Consider the following 16,046-nt stretch of genomic DNA (forward strand, 5'->3'; position numbering starts at 1 on the left):
GTGCGGATGCTCGTGCGCCTGACCTGGCTTGGATCGATCAAAGAACCGCTAGGGTGGGTTTGTGCGTAGAGCAAAGATCGTCTGCACCCTGGGCCCCGCGACCAACTCCGAGCGTCGCATCCGCGAGCTCGTGTATGCCGGGATGGATGTCGCCCGGCTCAACATGAGCCACGGCAGCCACGCGGATCACGCGGAGGCTTACCGCCTCGTCCGGGAGGCCGCTGATGCCAGCGGTCACGGGGTCGGCATCTTCGCCGACCTCCAAGGGCCCAAGATCCGGTTGGAGACCTTCGCCGACGGCCCGGTCCTTCTACGGCGCGGTCAGGTCTGGACGATCACGACGCGTGACGTGCCGGGTGACGCGGAGATCTGCGGCACGACGTACAAGGGGCTGCCCGGCGACGTCCACGTCGGCGACCCGATCCTCATCGACGACGGCAAGGTGCGCCTCCGGGTCACGGCCGTCGAGGACACCGACGTCACGTGCGAGGTGCTCGTCGGGGGCAAGGTCAGCAACAACAAGGGCATCAACCTGCCCGGTGTCGCGGTGTCGGTGCCGGCCCTGTCGGAGAAGGACATCGATGACCTGCGCTTCGCGCTGAGCCTGTCGGTTGACTTCATCGCGTTGAGCTTCGTGCGCAACGCCGCCGACGTCGAGGACGTGCGCCGGATCATGGACGCGGAGGGTGTGCGCCTCCCGGTGATCGCGAAGATCGAGAAGCCGCAGGCGATCGAGAACCTCGACGAGATCATTGCCGCCTTCGACGGCGTCATGGTCGCGCGCGGTGACCTGGGCGTGGAGTGTCCTCTGGAGGACGTGCCGTTCCTGCAGAAGCAGATCATCGAGAAGGCTCGCCTCAACGCCAAGCCGGTGATCGTGGCGACCCAGATGCTGGAGTCGATGATCACCAGCCCGTCGCCGACGCGCGCGGAGACCAGCGACGTCGCCAACGCGGTGCTCGACGGTGCCGACGCGGTGATGCTCTCGGGCGAGACCAGCGTGGGGGAGCACCCGATCCACGTCGTCGAGACGATGGCGCGCATCATCACCGCCACCGAGCGGCATGCCCTCGAGCCGCGGGAGTTCGGTCAGTTCGAGACCATCGACTGGGATCCCCACACGCGCGGTGGCGTGATCGCCAAGGCGGCCGACGAGGTCGCGACCCGGGTGGGAGCGTCCTACGTCGTGGCGTTCACGCAGAGCGGTGACTCGGCGCGGCGGATGTCGCGGTTGCGTGGTCCGATCCCGGTGCTGGCGTTCACCCCGGAGGCGCGGGTGCGCTCGCAGCTCTCGTTGACGTGGGGGGTCGAGACGTTCAAGACGGTCGCGGTCGACCACACCGACGAGATGGTGCGCCAGGTCGACGAGCAGCTGTTGCAGATCGGCCGGGTCGAGGAGGGTGACCTGGTGGTGATCATCGCCGGCAGCCCCCCGGGGATCCCGGGCTCGACCAACGCGCTTCGCATCCATCGCATGGGCGACGCGATCAACGAGGCCGCCCCGGCCTACAAGCGCCAGGGTTGATCGCCGGCCCCGACGACGGGTTATGGTCGATCGATGGCCAGACGAGACGGAGGATCCGACGACTCGACGGGTGCGCTCCGACTGCGGTGGTTCGCCACGCTGCTGTCGCGGTTCGCTGCGGGCTCGCTGATCGACCTCGGGTCGGGGCACGGGCTGTTCGCCCAGCTCGCGGCCGACCGGGGGTGGCGCGTGACTGCCCAGGACGCTCGCGGCGACCGCTTCCCCGAGGACGACCGGATCGCGTGGGAGGTCTCCGACGTACGCGACGTGGACCTGCTTGGCTACGACCTGATCTCGTGCCTGGGGCTCTTCTACCACCTCACGCTCGAGGACCAGCTCTCCCTGCTCGACCGCTCGCGCGGTGTCCCGATCATCCTCGACACGCACGTCGCCAACGAGCGTCCGGCGCCGATGACGTTGTCGGAGCCGGTCGCTCCGCAGGGCTATCGCGGTCGCTATTACCGCGAGCCCGACCAGGTGACCCACTCCACGGCCTCCTGGGGCAACGCGGACTCCTTCTGGCCGCGGCCGCAGGCGCTCTACCGGATGCTCGACGAGCGCGGCTACGACGTCATGGCGTCGGTGCCGTTCTACCTCCCGACCAGGACCTTCTTCCTGTGCCTGCCCCGCGGTGCTGCGGCCGTCACTGCTTGAGCCCGATCAGCTCGTCGAGCCGGGCGACGCCCGCGCGCGTCGAGACGCTGATGTGGTGCCGGTTGGACTGGCGCCACGGCACGTCGACGAGGTCGAGCGCCCAGCAGCACAGCTCCCGGATGTCGTCCGAGTAGTTGGTGAACTGCCAACGGGGGTAGACGTAGTACTTCATGCGGCCGGCGACCATCCGGCGTACGCGGTTGCTGACGCGCGAGCCGTCCGAGTGGAAGAGGCCCCGGAGGAACGGCGCGGGGTGGCTCTCGAGGATCGTGCGCTGCCAGTCCTCGAGGACGATCGGCCGGCTGTGCTTGGGGCCGGGACCGTGCTGGGGGAGCAGGCAGGGCCAGTGCTTCCAGGCCTTCTGCACGACGACACAACCGGGTGCCCGGACGAGGTGGGTGGCGGCGGACGGGTGGGTCGTCTCGAGAAGTCGACGCACGTCCACGATGATCTCGGGATACGCGATGTCGCAGGAGATGCGCAGGGCGAAGCAGCGTCGAGCCGTCGAGACGCAGCCGTCGCCGAGGTAGTAGCCGAGAAGCGCCGCGTAGACCTCTGGGACCAGGGGCGCGTCGCTGCACCGGGGGCACTCGAGGCCCCGGGGAGTGGGGCTGGTGTCACGCCAGGTGCGCAGTGTCGAGCGAGCGACCCCGGACAGACGCGCGCAGGCCGACAGCGACAGACCGGAGGCCAGCAGAGTCTCGGCCTGGCGGCGACGGTCGGGGGAGTGCATGCCTGCAGTGAAGCGGGCACCACCGACGGTGCTGCACGACGTGCCTCGGGTGGTGTGCCCCGGGTGGGATTCGAACCCACACTGAATGCTGTTTGAGAGCATCGACTCTGCCGTTGGTCTACCGGGGCTGAACGGCCGAAACCTTAGCCGATCGGCTCAGTTTCACCGCTACTAGACAAAGACTATAAAGAAACTATAGCTGGACCGGACGAGGACATCGGACGTCGGAGGTTGTGTGTCGAGCGGCTCGAGGTCGAGCTCTTCCTCGACTCCCTCGCCGCCCCGGGGAGGAGCGCGGCTAGCCTGTCGTCGTGACCCAGGACGCCACCGCCACCCCCGTGAGCCGCACCGTCGTGATCGCCGAGGACGAGACCCTGATCCGGATGGATCTCGCCGAGATGCTCACCGAGGAGGGTTACCGCGTCGTCGGTGAGGCGGGCGACGGCGCGAAGGCCATCGAGCTGGCCGAGGAGCTCAAGCCCGACCTGGTCATCCTCGACGTCAAGATGCCCGTCCTGGACGGCATCGCGGCTGCCGAGGCCATCGCCGGCAAGCGCATCGCCCCGGTCGTCATCCTGACGGCCTTCTCCCAGCGAGACCTCGTCGAGCGTGCTCGTGATGCCGGAGCGATGGCCTACCTGGTGAAGCCCTTCTCCAAGACCGACCTGCTTCCCGCCATCGAGATGGCCGTGAGCAGGTTCGCGGAGCTGGGCATGCTGGAGGCCGAGGTCGCTGACCTCACCGAGAGGCTGGAGACGCGCAAGGCGGTCGACCGGGCCAAGGGGGTCCTGCAGAAGCAGCTCCACCTCTCCGAGCCGGAGGCGTTCCGGTGGATCCAGAAGACAGCGATGGACCTCCGCCTGTCCATGCGTCAGGTGTCGGACGGTGTCGTGGAGCACGGCCCGATGCAGACCGGAGACTGAACCGTTACCTAGGCAGGCGCCCGAAGTCGACACCACAGCGGGCACGTGGTGGCTATGCTGCCGCTCTGGACGGGCGTCACCGGACGCTCTACTGACGGGAGTCCTGCGTGCTACAGCGCCTGCTGACCTTGCTCGCCTTGCTGATGGTGCTGCTGTTCCCCGTGGCGGCCGCCCACGCGGGTGGCGAGTCCGAGAGCCCGGCTCCCAGCCCGAGCAGTGAGCCGGCACCCAGGCCGGACGGCCCTTACGTGACGGTGCGACTGGTCGACAAGGACAACGACGACGCACCCGTGGCCGGCGTGACCCTGACAGTCGTGAGCGAAGCAGGCGAGGAGATCGCCTCGGCCCCGACCGACGCGGACGGACGGATCATCGTCCCGATCCCGGCCCTCGGTGTCTACACGGTCACCCTGGACGAGGCGACGCTCCCGGACGGCATCGAGCTGTCCTCCTCGGTCGAGTCCGAGATCGAGGTGCGTGCGATCCTCGACGGCGCCAACGGCGGCCTGTTCCCGATCGGCACCCAGGAGGTCACGACGGTCTCCTTCGCGGAGCGGTTCGTCACCAGCCTGACCTCGGGCATCAAGTTCGGCCTCATCGTCGCCCTCGCCGCCCTGGGTCTCTCGCTCATCTTCGGCACCACGGGACTGACCAACTTCGCGCACGGGGAGCTGATCACCTTCGGCGCGATCATGACCTACGTCTTCAACCGGGGGCTGGGACTTCCGGTGATCCTGGCCGGGGCGGCTGCGGTCCTGGTGTCCGCGCTCTTCGGTTGGGTCCAGGAACGCGGGCTCTGGCGACCCCTGCGCAAACGCGGCACCGGGTTGATCGCGATGATGATCGTCTCGATTGGTTTCGCCCTCCTCCTGCGCAACGTCTACCAGTACACGATCGGCAGCTCGCGCAAGTCGCTGAGCCAGTACGTCAGCCAGGCGCGCACGGACTACGGTCCGATCAGCCTCGCCGACAAGGAGCTCGCGATCATCGTGATCGCATCGGTCACGATCGTCATCGCCTGCGTCCTCCTGCTCAAGACCCGTCTGGGCAAGGCGATGCGCGCGGTCTCCGACAACCCGGCGCTGTCGGCTTCCTCGGGCATGCGGGTCGACGGCGTGATCGCATCGGTCTGGATCCTCGGCACCGCGCTGACGGGCCTCTCCGGGGTGCTCCTGGCGATCAACAGCCAGGTCAACTTCCTCATGGGCTTCAAGCTCCTCCTCCTGGTCTTCGCGGCCGTGACGCTGGGAGGACTGGGCACCATCTGGGGCGCGCTCTTCGGATCCATGGTGATCGGCATCATGGTCGAGGTCGGGCCGTTGTTCGGGGTCCCGTCGTCCATCAAGGAGGTGGGCGCACTGGTCGTGCTCATCCTGGTCCTGCTGATCCGTCCGCAGGGAATCCTCGGACGACGTGAGCGGATCGGATGACGACGATGAGCGCCGAACCCCGTCCCACGTCTGCTTCTCGCGAACGGAGCACCACACGATGACCACGACGCCGCAGCAGAGGACAGCACCCGCTGTCCAGGCAGCCCGACCGCACCCTCAGGCCATCACCTCGCTGGTCCTCGGAGTCGCGGGCCTGACGCTGACCGCCGGCATCACCTCGCCGTTCGCCTGGTGGAAGGGACAGCAGGCGCTTGCCGCGATCAAGGACGCCCCTGACCAGTACCGCGGACGCGCGCTGGCCCAGATCGGTCGTGTGCTCGGCATCCTCGGCACTGTCCTGCTGGTCGTGTGGCTGGTCCTGGGCTTCGCGACCGACGTGCTGCCGGTGGACGTGGGTCAGGTCTTCAAGACCGCGCTCAACCAGGCGCTGGGTCCCAACGCGATCGTCTACGCGCTCGCGGCGATCGGACTCAACATCCACTTCGGCTACACCGGCTTGCTCAACTTCGGCCAGGCAGGCTTCATGGCCGTCGGCGCCTATGGTCTCGCAGTCTCGGTCGTCATCCTGGAGACGCCGTTCTGGCTCGGCATCGTCGCTGCCCTGGTCGCGCCGGTGGTGCTCGCCCTCGTGCTGGGCTTCCCGACGCTGCGGCTCCGGGCGGACTACCTCGCCATCGCGACCATCGCCACGGCGGAGATCCTCCGCCTGGCCTTCGGGTCGGTGGAGCTCAAGGACGCGTTCGGCGGCTCCAACGGACTCACCGGCTACGCCAGCGCCTACCAGGACCTCAACCCCTACGGCGGCCCGCTGGATCTCGGCTTCGTGGAGTTCAGCCAACGGGACCTGTGGTCCGTCACCGTCGGGTGGACGCTCGTGGGGCTGTCGCTACTCCTGGTGTGGGGTCTGATGCGAAGCCCGTGGGGTCGTGTGCTCCGCTCCATCCGTGAGGACGAGGACGCCGTACGCTCGCTGGGCAAGAACGTCTTCGCCTACAAGATGCAGGCACTGATCCTTGGCGGGGTCTTCGGTGGTCTGGCGGGCCTCTTCCTGGCCCTCAAGCAGGCATCGGTGGTCCCGGCCGACTACTCGACCAACATCACCTTCTTCGCCTACACCGCACTGCTCATCGGTGGTGCGGCACGAGTCCTCGGACCCCTCGCGGGTGCGGTGATCTTCTGGTTCCTCATCGCCGGGCTCGGATCGTTCTTCGGCCAGGCCACCTCCGGCCCTGACCCGCTCATGCCGACGTTCATCATGGACGACACCCAGGCCAGCCTCGTGCGCTTCATCGTCACCGGGCTCGGCCTCATGCTGCTGATGATCTTCCGACCACAGGGGATCTTCGGCGACCGAAGGGAGATCGCGATCGATGGACGCTGACGCGCAGTCGACGAGCACGAGCACGACGGCCACCTCCAGGGCGGTCGACCTCACCGCGGTGCCCGCGATCCCGGGAGCCCCCAAGCCGGACGCGGTCATCGTGGGGGACAAGATCACCCGCAAGTTCGGCGGCCTCACCGCCGTCGACGTGGACCACATCGAGATCCAGCGCGGTGTGATCACCGCGCTGATCGGGCCCAACGGTGCGGGCAAGACAACGCTGTTCAACCTGCTCACGGGCTTCGACGTGCCGGACTCCGGGACCTGGAGCCTCAACGGAGGCTCGCTGCAGGGCGTCGCCTCCTACAAGGTCGCCCGGCGCGGCATGGTGCGCACCTTCCAGCTCACCAAGGTGCTGGCCAAGCTCACCGTCCTGGACAACATGCTCCTCGGTGCCACGGGACAGCGGGGCGAGAAGCTGCTCTCGGCGCTCTTCGCCTTCCGCTGGCGCGGGCAGGAGGAAGAGAACGCCGCCCGTGCCCACGAGCTGCTCACCCGGTTCAAGCTCGACGCGAAGCGCGACGACTTTGCCGGCTCCCTCTCCGGAGGTCAACGCAAGCTGCTCGAGATGGCGCGGGCACTCATGGTCGATCCCGAGCTGATCATGCTCGACGAGCCCATGGCGGGGGTCAATCCCGCCCTCAAGCAGTCGCTGCTCGAGCACGTGAAGTCCCTGCGTGACGAGGGTCGCACCGTGCTGTTCGTCGAGCACGACATGGACATGGTGCGCGACATCTCCGACTGGGTCATCGTCATGGCCCAGGGCAAGATCGTCGCGGAGGGCACGCCCCAGGCCGTGATGCAGGACCCCGCCGTCATCGACGCCTATCTCGGCGCCCACCACGACACGGACCTCCGGGAGATGGACGAGGCCGCCCTGGAGGCGGAAGCACAAGCCGAGCTCGAGGCCCAGGCAGACGGAAAGGCGACGCCATGAGTGAGTCCACCACGACCACCCCGGAGCGGGAGGCCCACCTCGCGGCCGCCGGCGACGCCGTCCTGCGCGCCGACGCGCTGATCGGTGGCTACCTGCCGGGGGTCGACATCCTCAATGGCGCCGACCTCTACTGCAACAAGGGCGAGCTCGTCGGCATCATCGGGCCCAACGGGGCCGGGAAGTCGACGTTGCTCAAGGCGCTGTTCGGCCTCGTGAAGGTGCGCACCGGCACGGTCGTGCTGGACGGTGAGGACATCACCAACATGCGCGCCGACGAGCTGGTCACCAAGGGGATCGGTTTCGTCCCGCAGTCCAACAACGTCTTCCCCAGCCTGACGATCGAGGAGAACCTCGAGATGGGCTGCTACCAGACGCCGCAGAAGTTCCCCGAGCGCTTCGCGTTCGTGACCGACATCTTCCCCAGGCTGGGGGAGCGTCGCAAGCAGCGCGCGGGCTCGCTCTCGGGTGGTGAACGACAGATGGTGGCCATGGGAAGAGCCTTGATGATGGCGCCCTCGGTGCTGCTGCTGGACGAGCCGTCGGCCGGTCTGTCGCCCGTGCTGCAGGACGAGGTCTTCGTCCAGACGCGCAACATCAACCGTGCGGGTGTCTCGGTCATCATGGTCGAGCAGAACGCGCGGCGCTGCCTGCAGATCTGCGACCGGGGCTACGTGCTCGACCACGGCCGCAACGCCTACACCGGCACCGGCCAGTCGCTCGGCAGCGACCCCAAGGTCATCCAGCTCTACCTCGGCACGTTGGGCGCCAGCTAGCCCCCACGTGCGCTGTCGACCGGCCCGGGACCATCCATGGTCCCGGGCTTGTCGGCGTTCCCGGTCGGGCCGGCCATCGCTGTCCGCTCGCCCTGGTGCGTCGTCGCTCGGTCCGATGGCGCCCGGGCCGGCTGCTGGGTCGTGGGTCGGAGAGATCGCCCCGGCGCTGGCTGGGGCACACGACTGCCGCGCGCTGCCGGGCATCGTGCTGGCGCGGAACCGGGCCCGAGACCTTGCGGTCTCGGGCCCGGTGGGGTCCTGCAGGTGGGGCCGTGGCCCCGTCAGCGGTGGATCAGATCTGGCCGCTGATGTAGTCGACGGCCTCGATGGTGTTGTCGGCCTTGTACTCGTAGATGCCGATCGAGGCAGCCGTCGGGCTGCCCAGCTCGCCGAGCTCGATGGGACCGGAGACACCGTCGTAGTCGATGTCGGCACCGTCGTCGAGGAGCGCGACACAGTCGGCGAACGTCGTGCACTTCTCGCCACCGATGGTGACGTCGACGATCGCAGCACCGACGGACTCACCGTCGTCGGCACCGGCAGCCACGGCCGCGAGGGCCGAGACGATCACGGTGTCGTAGGACTCGGCCGCGTAGGCGAAGGAGTCCAGGTCCGGGTTGAGACCGAGCAGGCGCTCCTGGAACTCGCCGCCCGTGTCGGCGCCGGGGATGGTGCCCTTGGTGCCCTCGAGCACGCCCGCGGGAAGCGGCGTGCTGCCACCCTCGCTGTAGTCGGCGGTGTTGCCGTCGACGAAGTAGGTCGGGATGTCCTGGGGACCGGCACCGGCAGTGATGAGCTGCGGCACGATGGTCGCGGTCTCCTCGAAGCCGATCAGGACCAGTGAGTCGCCGCCGGCAGCGGCGATCTCGTCGACCTGCGAGTCGAACGACTGAGCGTTCTCGCCGTAGAACACGGTGGTGGCAACGCTGGAGCCGGCGTTCTCGAGGTTCATGGCGACCTGCTCGGCCAGGGTCTCGCCGTAGGCGTCCTGGCGGGCCAGGATGGCGACGTTGGAGCGGCCGTCCTCGATGAGGAGGTTGGCCATCACGGCACCCTGGAGGATGTCCGAGGGGGCGGTGCGGAAGTAGAGGTCCGGCGAGTCGTACGGCGGCTCGTCGAAGGCCGTCGAGGTGTTGGCCGGGGAGAACATGACCACACCGGCAGCCTGGATGGCGTCGATGACGGTCAGCGAGACGCCCGAGGAAGCGGCACCGACGATCACGTCGGATCCGGCGGCCAGGAGCTCGTCGGTCTCGGCGGGCGCGATGCCGGAGTCGGCGTCACCGGAGTCGCCGCGGACGTGGACGACGTCCTCGCCGTTCACGCCACCGGCCTCGTTGATCTCCTGGACGGCCAGGTCGACACCCGCGAACTCAGGGGGGCCGAGGAAGGCCAGGCTGCCGGTCTCGGGCAGCAGCGAGCCGAAGGTCAGGACGCCGTCGCCGGTCTCGGCTGGGGCGCTCGACTCGGACGGCTCGGACGAGTCGGTCGACTCGCCGGCGCTGGGCTCGGTGGTGTCACCGTCGCCGCCGCAGGCCGAGAGTGCCAGCATGCCGGTCACCGCAACTACTGCGAGTCGGGTACGTGTGGTTCTGAGGTTCATGCGTCCTCCGTGTCTTACCGGCACCATCGTGGAGCCAGGGGATTTGCTGCAACGTAATGCCCACAGCGTCGGCTGAGGACGGAATGGGGGATCGTGCGGGGTTTGTGGCCGATTCGTTATCTGTGCCCGAACGGGCTCAGGCGAGCTGCGCGACGGCCCAGACGAGCCCCGGCGCGACCAGCAGGGCGGGCAGCAGGTCGGCGACCGGGATCTGCCGGATATTCAGGAGCCTGAGGGCGACGCCGACGAGGAGTAGACCACCGGTCGCGGTGATGGCGGCCAGCTCCGCCTCCGGAAGGACGTCGCCCAGGCCCAAGCCCAGCAGGGTCAGGCTGCCCTGGACGACCAGGACCGTGAGAGCCGACGCGGCGACGCCCCAGCCGAAGGACGCGGCGAAGGCGATCGCCGCGAACCCGTCCAGGGCGGCCTTCAGGAAGAGCTGGTCGGCACCGTTGCCGAGCCCGTCGTTGAGCGATCCGAGGATGGTCAGGGGTCCGGTGCAGAAGATCAGTGACGAGACGACGAAGCCCTCGACGAACCGCTGCCGCTCGACGGAGTCGCTCGTGGCCGAGAGGCGTCGCTGGAGCCAGCGTCCCAGGGACTCCACCCGGTCCTCGAGACGCAGCAGCGAGCCGAGGATCCCACCGAGGAGGAGGGAGCCGAGGACGATCAGCATCGGGGCGCTGTCACCCACCTTGGCCGCGAGGTCGGCGTCCAGCACCGCGAGGGCGGACGTCGCCGCGATCAGGAGGGTGACCAGGCCCAGGGCATCGGTGACGAGGTCACGCGTCCGGACCGGCAGCCGGTTGCCCAGCAGCCGACCTAGGAGAGCGCCGACCAGCACGGTGGCGACGTTCACGGCGGTGCCGACTCCGGGGATCAACGGGCTCCTCTGTCATGACGGGCGCGCTGAGCGTAGTCTTCGACCGGGCCTTGCGCGTGGTGGGGATGCAGCGCGGTCCATCCGGTGGTCAGCTCTGGAAGGCGGGGATGCATGAGCCGTTCGATGGTGACGTTGCGATGTGCCGAGGTAGACGACGCCCGGGTCCTCGCCGAGCTCTGGGTGGACGCCCTGCGTCGCGCTGACGACCAGGACCAGGTCGCCGACCTCGAGCTCGTGATCAAGGCCGCCGCGGAGTCCCCGGAACAGCGGCTTCTCGTCGCTGACTACGACGGCGAGCTGGCCGGCGCCATCTTCCTGCGGGTAGGCACGCTGAGTCCGATCAACCTCGAGCAGACCGTCCAGGCCATCTCGCCCCACGTCTTCCCGCGGTTCCGGCGTCACGGCATCGGCCGCCTGCTGATGGAGAGCGCGGTCGCGTTCGCCGAGGAGCTCGGCATCGGGCACGTCGCCACGGCTGCCAGCTCTGGCTCGAGGGACGCCAACCGGTTCATGGCCCGCCTGGCCCTGGGGCCCCACGCCACTGTCAGGGTCGCCCCCACCCAGGTGGTCCGCGCCAAGCTGACCGCTCAGCGGCCTGCGCCGCCCTCGACCAGCGGGCGTCAGCTCACCCGCGTGCTCGCCGCACGACGGTCGATGCGTCGCGCCCAGTCGCCGACCGGCTGACCCGGGTCGACGCAGGATCCGCCGTCACCGGGCGAGGCGCTCCGCGGGGATCAACGCGCACGTGATCCGGGCGGTGCAGACCCGCTTGCCGCGGTCGTCACTGATCACGACCTCGAAGCAGGCGCTGGTGCGACCCAGGTGCACAGGGGTCGCCACCCCCGTGACCAGACCCGTCGTCGCCGAGCGGTGGTGCGTGGCGTTGATGTCGATGCCGACCGCCACCCTGTCCGGATGTGCGTGGAGCGCGGACCCGATGGAGCCCAGGGACTCGGCCAGCACCACCGACGCTCCGCCGTGGAGCAGCCCGTAGGGCTGGGTGTTGCCCTCCACGGGCATCGTGGCGACGACCCTCTCGGGTGTCACCTCCACGACCTCGATGCCCAGCTTGTCGCCCAGGGCGCCGTTGGGCATGGCGGCGAGGAACGCCTCGCGGGACAAGGTGGGGGGCTGGTCGTCGGTCATGAGCCCATTGTGGCCGACCCGGTCTCGCGGGACCGTCCGTGGTGGCGGCTAGAGTCAGTGGGTGCCCGAGGCTTCCACGACACCCCGCCCTCGTCTGCTGCTCCTCGACGGACACTCCCTGGCCTACCGCGCGTTCTTCGCGCTGCCCGTCGAGAACTTCTCCACGACGACCGGTCAGCACACCAACGCCGTCTACGGCTTCACCTCGATGCTCATCAACGTCCTGCGCGACGAGCAGCCGACCCACCTCGCGGTCGCGTTCGACGTGTCGCGCCAGACCTTCCGCCTCGAGCAGTACGCCGAGTACAAGGCGAAGCGCAACAAGACGCCGGGGGAGTTCAGCAGCCAGCTGCCGCTGATCGAGGAGGTCCTCGACGCCCTGCGCATCCCGTTCCTCAAGAAGGACGGCTTCGAGGCCGACGACATCATCGCGACCCTCGTGACGCAGGCCCTCGCCGACGACATGGACGTGCTCGTCCTGACCGGCGACCGTGACGCGCTCCAGCTCGTCACCGAGCACTCCACGGTCCTCTACCCGATGCGGGGGGTCTCCGACCTCGCGCGGATGACGCCCGAGGCCGTCGAGACCAAGTACGGCGTGCCACCGCACCGCTACCCCGAGCTCGCCGCGATCGTGGGGGAGGTCTCCGACAACCTGCCGGGCGTGCCAGGCGTGGGCCAGGGCTTCGCGGCCAAGTGGATCAACCAGTTCGACGGCCTCGACAACGTCATCGCCCACGCCGACCAGATCACCGGCAAGAAGGGCGAGGCGCTGCGCGAGCACCTCGGCGACGTCATGCGCAACCGGCACCTCAACGCCCTGGTGCGCGACCTCGACCTCGAGCTGGTGCCCTCCGAGCTCGCCATCCGGCCCTGGGACCGCCAGGAGGTGCACACGCTCTTCGACGGACTGGAGTTCCGGGTGCTGCGCGACCGGCTCTTCGAGACGCTCGAGTCCGAGGAGGACGTCGACGAGGGCGGCTTCGAGCTCGAGGGTGCCGTCCTGGCTCCCGACACGGTGGCCGCCTGGCTGGGCGCCCTCGACGACCAGCGCGTCGGTGTCCACGTGCGCGGCGCCTGGGGGTCCGGGACAGGTCGAGTCGACGGTCTTGCCGTCGCCACTCGCGCGGGGGGTGCGGCCTACGTCGCGGTGGACCAGCTCACCCCGGCCGACGACGAGGCGCTGGCGACCTGGTTGGCCGACCCGGCTCGCCCGAAGGTCTTCCACGACGCCAAGGGGCCGGCGCTCGCGTTGGCCGCCCAGGGCTGGACATTGGCCGGCGTCGTCTCCGACACCGCGCTCGCCGCCTACCTCGTGCGTCCCGACCAGCGCTCCTACGACCTGGCCGACCTGACCCTGCGCTACCTGCGTCGCGAGCTGCGCCAGGAGCAGGAGGCCGAGCAGGACGCGCTCTTCGACTCCGTCGAGGGCGGGGGTGACGACGCGCCGGCCACGGCCATGCTGCACGCGCGGGCCGTCCTCGAGCTCGCGGCGGCTCTCGACGAGGCCGTCGAGGAGCACGGCGGCACCCGCCTGCTCGCCGACGTCGAGCTGCCCCTCGTCGGGCTCCTGACGACCATGGAGCAGACCGGGATCGCGGTCGCCACCGACCACCTCGAGGCGCTGCAGGGCGAGTTCGACACCGAGGTCCGCAAGGCCGCCGAAGCCGCCTACGCGGCGATCGGCAAGGAGATCAACCTCGGCTCGCCCAAGCAGCTCCAGGTCGTGCTCTTCGACGAGCTCGACATGCCCAAGACCAAGCGCACCAAGACCGGCTACACCACCGACGCCGACGCCCTGCAGTCGCTCTACGTCAAGACCGAGCACCCGTTCCTCGAGCACCTCCTGCGCCACCGCGACGTCATCCGCCTGCGGCAGACCATCGACGGGCTGCTCAAGACGGTCGCCCCCGACGGGCGCATCCACACGACGTTCAACCAGACGATCGCGGCGACCGGGCGGCTCTCCAGCACCGAGCCCAACCTGCAGAACATCCCGGTCCGCACCGAGGAGGGGCGTCGGATCCGCGAGGGCTTCGTGGTGGGTGAGGGCTACGACTGCCTCATGACCGCCGACTACAGCCAGATCGAGATGCGGATCATGGCCCACCTCTCCGAGGACGCCCTCCTCATCGAGGCCTTCCGCTCGGGCCACGACTTCCACTCGATCACCGCGGCGCGTGTCTTCGACGTGCCGGCCGACGCGGTCAACGTCGAGATGCGGGCCAAGATCAAGGCCATGAACTACGGCCTGGCCTACGGTCTCTCGGCGTTCGGGCTGTCCCAGCAGCTCGGCATCGAGCCGGTCGAGGCGCGGGGCCTCATGGACGAATACTTCGAGACGTTCGGCGGCATCCGCGACTACCTCGGCGGGATCGTCGAGGAGGCCCGCAAGACCGGCTACACCGAGACGATCATGGGCCGGCGCCGCTATCTCCCCGACCTGACGAGCGACAATCGTCAGCGACGTGAGATGGCGGAGCGCATGGCGCTCAACGCCCCGATCCAGGGCTCGGCTGCCGACCTGATCAAGGTCGCGATGCTCCAGGTCCAGCGCGCCGTCGAGGCCGAGGGGCTGCGCTCACGGATGCTGCTGCAGGTCCACGACGAGCTCGTGTTCGAGGTCGCCACGGGTGAGCGCGGGAGGCTCGAGGCCCTGGTGCGGGAGCACATGGGCAGCGCTGCCGACCTGGCGGTGCCGCTCGACGTCTCTGTCGGCACCGGGCACAGCTGGCACGACGCCGCTCACTGAGCCGCGTCGGCCTCGGACCTCTCGGGGGTGGTGGCGTCCTTGGTGACCGAGGAGGTTGGGGAGGTCGGCTGGGCGCGCCAGGCGGTGATGGTGAGCCCGACGAGGAGCACCGTGTCGAGGACGCACACCAGCGTGACCAGTGACGTCACCGAGTGCACGGTCACGGACAGTGCGAGCAGGGCCACGAGCGTCGTCCAGATCATCAGCACCGCACGACCCTGGCGCTGCGCCAGCGCCGAGTAGAGGAGCAGCTGGAGCATCGACAGCAGCGTGCCGACGATCGCGAAGAGCCACAGCTTGTCCTTGATCCCGGCGAAGTCGGAGCCGCCCACGAAGACCAGCGCGAGGTCGGGGAGGGTGAGGGTCGCGGCGAGGCCGCAGGCGCCGAGGACGGCCGAGACTGCGAGCGCCTTCACCAGGGTCGATCTGCCGGCGTCCTTGGTCGACATCGCAGGGAACGCGATGACCACGACGAACTGGGGGAGGAACAAGATCGCCTTCACCAGGATCAGGCCGCCGGCGTAGAGGCCGGCGACGTCGGCGTCCAAGACCGCCCGGGCGAGCAGGATGTCGGCGTTGGAGAGGGCGAAGAAGGCCAAGAGTGCCTGGCTGCTGCCCGCCACCTCGTTGAGGATGTCGGTGCGGGGGTGGCCCTCGACCGGAGTGTCGTTGGCGGCGCGTGGACGCCGCAGGGCGACGTAGCCGACCACGGCCGGCACCCAGCACCCGATCGCCACTCCGAGCATCGCGGCGAACTCGGTCTGCCACACGACCATGAAGCCGGTGCCGAGCACGACACGGCCGAGCCCCTGGGAGAGGTAGACGAAGGCCAGCGGCTCCCAGCGGCGCTCGCCCTGGAGGACCCCCGCCTGCCCACCCATGACGGTCAGCGGCACGGCGGCCACGGCGACGAGGGCGGCCGTGGCGAGGCTCTCGAGCTGGAGCACCCAGTTGAGCACCGGGGCGAGGGCCAGCAGGAGGAGGCCAAGGACGATGGCGACGCGATAGGCGACCTCGAGGACGTTGCGCTCGATCGTCTTCACCTGGTCGGGGTCGGCGCTGATCCGGCGGGCACCCGTGGCCTGGAGGCCGAGCGACACCACGCTCACGACCAGCAGCACGCCCATGAGGGCGGAGAAAGCGCCGAACGGGACCCGGCCGATCAGGTGGGCGGCGGCCACGGTGTAGCCGTAGGTGGCGATGTTCATGATCCCCATGGCCACCGCGATGGCGGCGCCCCCGCGCAGCCCGCGCGAGGTGGCGGCGGTCGTTGACGTCACGGTCCGAGCGTACGTGGGCATCGTGCCTGCGCGGGCATCGATGTGCGAGGTGGTTGGATCGGCGC

At 69.1% G+C, this 16,046-nt stretch carries 14 protein-coding genes and 1 tRNA gene; 9 read left to right on the plus strand and 6 right to left on the minus strand.

The window, feature by feature from the left end; all coding sequences use genetic code 11:
* Nucleotides 1-61: 61 nt before the first annotated feature.
* Both pyk and BM204_RS07675 read left to right on the plus strand, forming a co-directional pair.
* Complete coding sequence (pyk, locus tag BM204_RS07670; RefSeq protein WP_091111784.1) at nt 62-1,525, plus strand: pyruvate kinase; 1,464 nt, start codon at nt 62-64, stop codon at nt 1,523-1,525.
* Nucleotides 1,526-1,558: 33 nt separating this feature from the next.
* On the plus strand, nt 1,559-2,179 hold the full coding sequence (locus tag BM204_RS07675; RefSeq protein ID WP_091111786.1) for a class I SAM-dependent methyltransferase: 621 nt from the start codon (nt 1,559-1,561) through the stop codon (nt 2,177-2,179).
* Here BM204_RS07675 and BM204_RS07680 read toward each other — a convergent pair.
* Entirely contained in the window at nt 2,169-2,912 is a 744-nt protein-coding gene (locus tag BM204_RS07680; protein WP_091111787.1) for a transcriptional regulator, read from the minus strand. The genes BM204_RS07675 and BM204_RS07680 overlap by 11 nt on opposite strands.
* A gap of 55 nt (nt 2,913-2,967) precedes the next feature.
* A tRNA-Leu gene (locus tag BM204_RS07685) sits at nt 2,968-3,040 on the minus strand.
* Nucleotides 3,041-3,223: 183 nt separating this feature from the next.
* Between BM204_RS07685 and BM204_RS07690 the strand changes: the two genes are divergently transcribed.
* The 5 genes from BM204_RS07690 to BM204_RS07710 all read left to right on the plus strand — a co-directional run bounded on the left by BM204_RS07690 (nt 3,224) and on the right by BM204_RS07710 (nt 8,317).
* Nucleotides 3,224-3,835 carry an ANTAR domain-containing response regulator gene (locus tag BM204_RS07690; protein WP_091111789.1) on the plus strand — a complete coding sequence of 204 codons (612 nt, stop codon included), beginning with the start codon at nt 3,224-3,226 and terminating at the stop codon, nt 3,833-3,835.
* A 107-nt stretch (nt 3,836-3,942) separates the two neighbouring features.
* Entirely contained in the window at nt 3,943-5,265 is a 1,323-nt protein-coding gene (locus BM204_RS07695) for a branched-chain amino acid ABC transporter permease (RefSeq protein WP_091111791.1), read from the plus strand.
* Between the two features lie 58 nt (nt 5,266-5,323).
* Nucleotides 5,324-6,607 carry a branched-chain amino acid ABC transporter permease gene (locus BM204_RS07700; protein ID WP_091111792.1) on the plus strand — a complete coding sequence of 428 codons (1,284 nt, stop codon included), beginning with the start codon at nt 5,324-5,326 and terminating at the stop codon, nt 6,605-6,607.
* Complete coding sequence (locus BM204_RS07705) at nt 6,597-7,544, plus strand: ABC transporter ATP-binding protein (protein ID WP_091111794.1); 948 nt, start codon at nt 6,597-6,599, stop codon at nt 7,542-7,544. Before BM204_RS07700 ends, BM204_RS07705 begins: the two co-directional genes overlap by 11 nt.
* Entirely contained in the window at nt 7,541-8,317 is a 777-nt protein-coding gene (locus BM204_RS07710) for an ABC transporter ATP-binding protein (RefSeq protein ID WP_091111795.1), read from the plus strand. The genes BM204_RS07705 and BM204_RS07710 overlap by 4 nt, the downstream gene beginning before the upstream one ends.
* A 292-nt stretch (nt 8,318-8,609) precedes the next feature.
* On the opposite strand, the gene BM204_RS07715 is transcribed toward BM204_RS07710, so the two are convergent.
* Nucleotides 8,610-9,869, minus strand: coding sequence for an ABC transporter substrate-binding protein (locus tag BM204_RS07715; RefSeq protein WP_246166032.1), 1,260 nt, complete (start codon nt 9,867-9,869; stop codon nt 8,610-8,612).
* Between the two features lie 187 nt (nt 9,870-10,056).
* The gene (locus BM204_RS07720) at nt 10,057-10,803 is read right to left on the minus strand and encodes a DUF554 domain-containing protein (RefSeq protein WP_174812981.1); all 747 of its coding nucleotides are present in this window, start codon (nt 10,801-10,803) and stop codon (nt 10,057-10,059) included.
* Nucleotides 10,804-10,914: 111 nt separating this feature from the next.
* Here BM204_RS07720 and BM204_RS07725 point away from each other — a divergent pair, with 111 nt between their 5' ends.
* Entirely contained in the window at nt 10,915-11,487 is a 573-nt protein-coding gene (locus tag BM204_RS07725) for a GNAT family N-acetyltransferase (RefSeq protein WP_246165961.1), read from the plus strand.
* A gap of 24 nt (nt 11,488-11,511) precedes the next feature.
* On the opposite strand, the gene BM204_RS07730 is transcribed toward BM204_RS07725, so the two are convergent.
* Complete coding sequence (locus tag BM204_RS07730; protein WP_091111799.1) at nt 11,512-11,949, minus strand: PaaI family thioesterase; 438 nt, start codon at nt 11,947-11,949, stop codon at nt 11,512-11,514.
* A gap of 61 nt (nt 11,950-12,010) precedes the next feature.
* Between BM204_RS07730 and polA the strand changes: the two genes are divergently transcribed.
* The gene (gene polA, locus BM204_RS07735; protein ID WP_091111800.1) at nt 12,011-14,701 is read left to right on the plus strand and encodes a DNA polymerase I; all 2,691 of its coding nucleotides are present in this window, start codon (nt 12,011-12,013) and stop codon (nt 14,699-14,701) included.
* Here polA and BM204_RS07740 read toward each other — a convergent pair.
* Nucleotides 14,695-15,981: an oligosaccharide flippase family protein gene (locus BM204_RS07740; RefSeq protein WP_143099689.1), complete on the minus strand. Its 1,287-nt coding sequence runs from the start codon at nt 15,979-15,981 to the stop codon at nt 14,695-14,697. The two genes, polA and BM204_RS07740, sit on opposite strands and share 7 nt — an antisense overlap.
* Nucleotides 15,982-16,046: the final 65 nt, after the last annotated feature.

Source organism: Nocardioides psychrotolerans (assembly GCF_900113685.1).
GTDB classification, from domain to species: domain Bacteria; phylum Actinomycetota; class Actinomycetes; order Propionibacteriales; family Nocardioidaceae; genus Nocardioides; species Nocardioides psychrotolerans.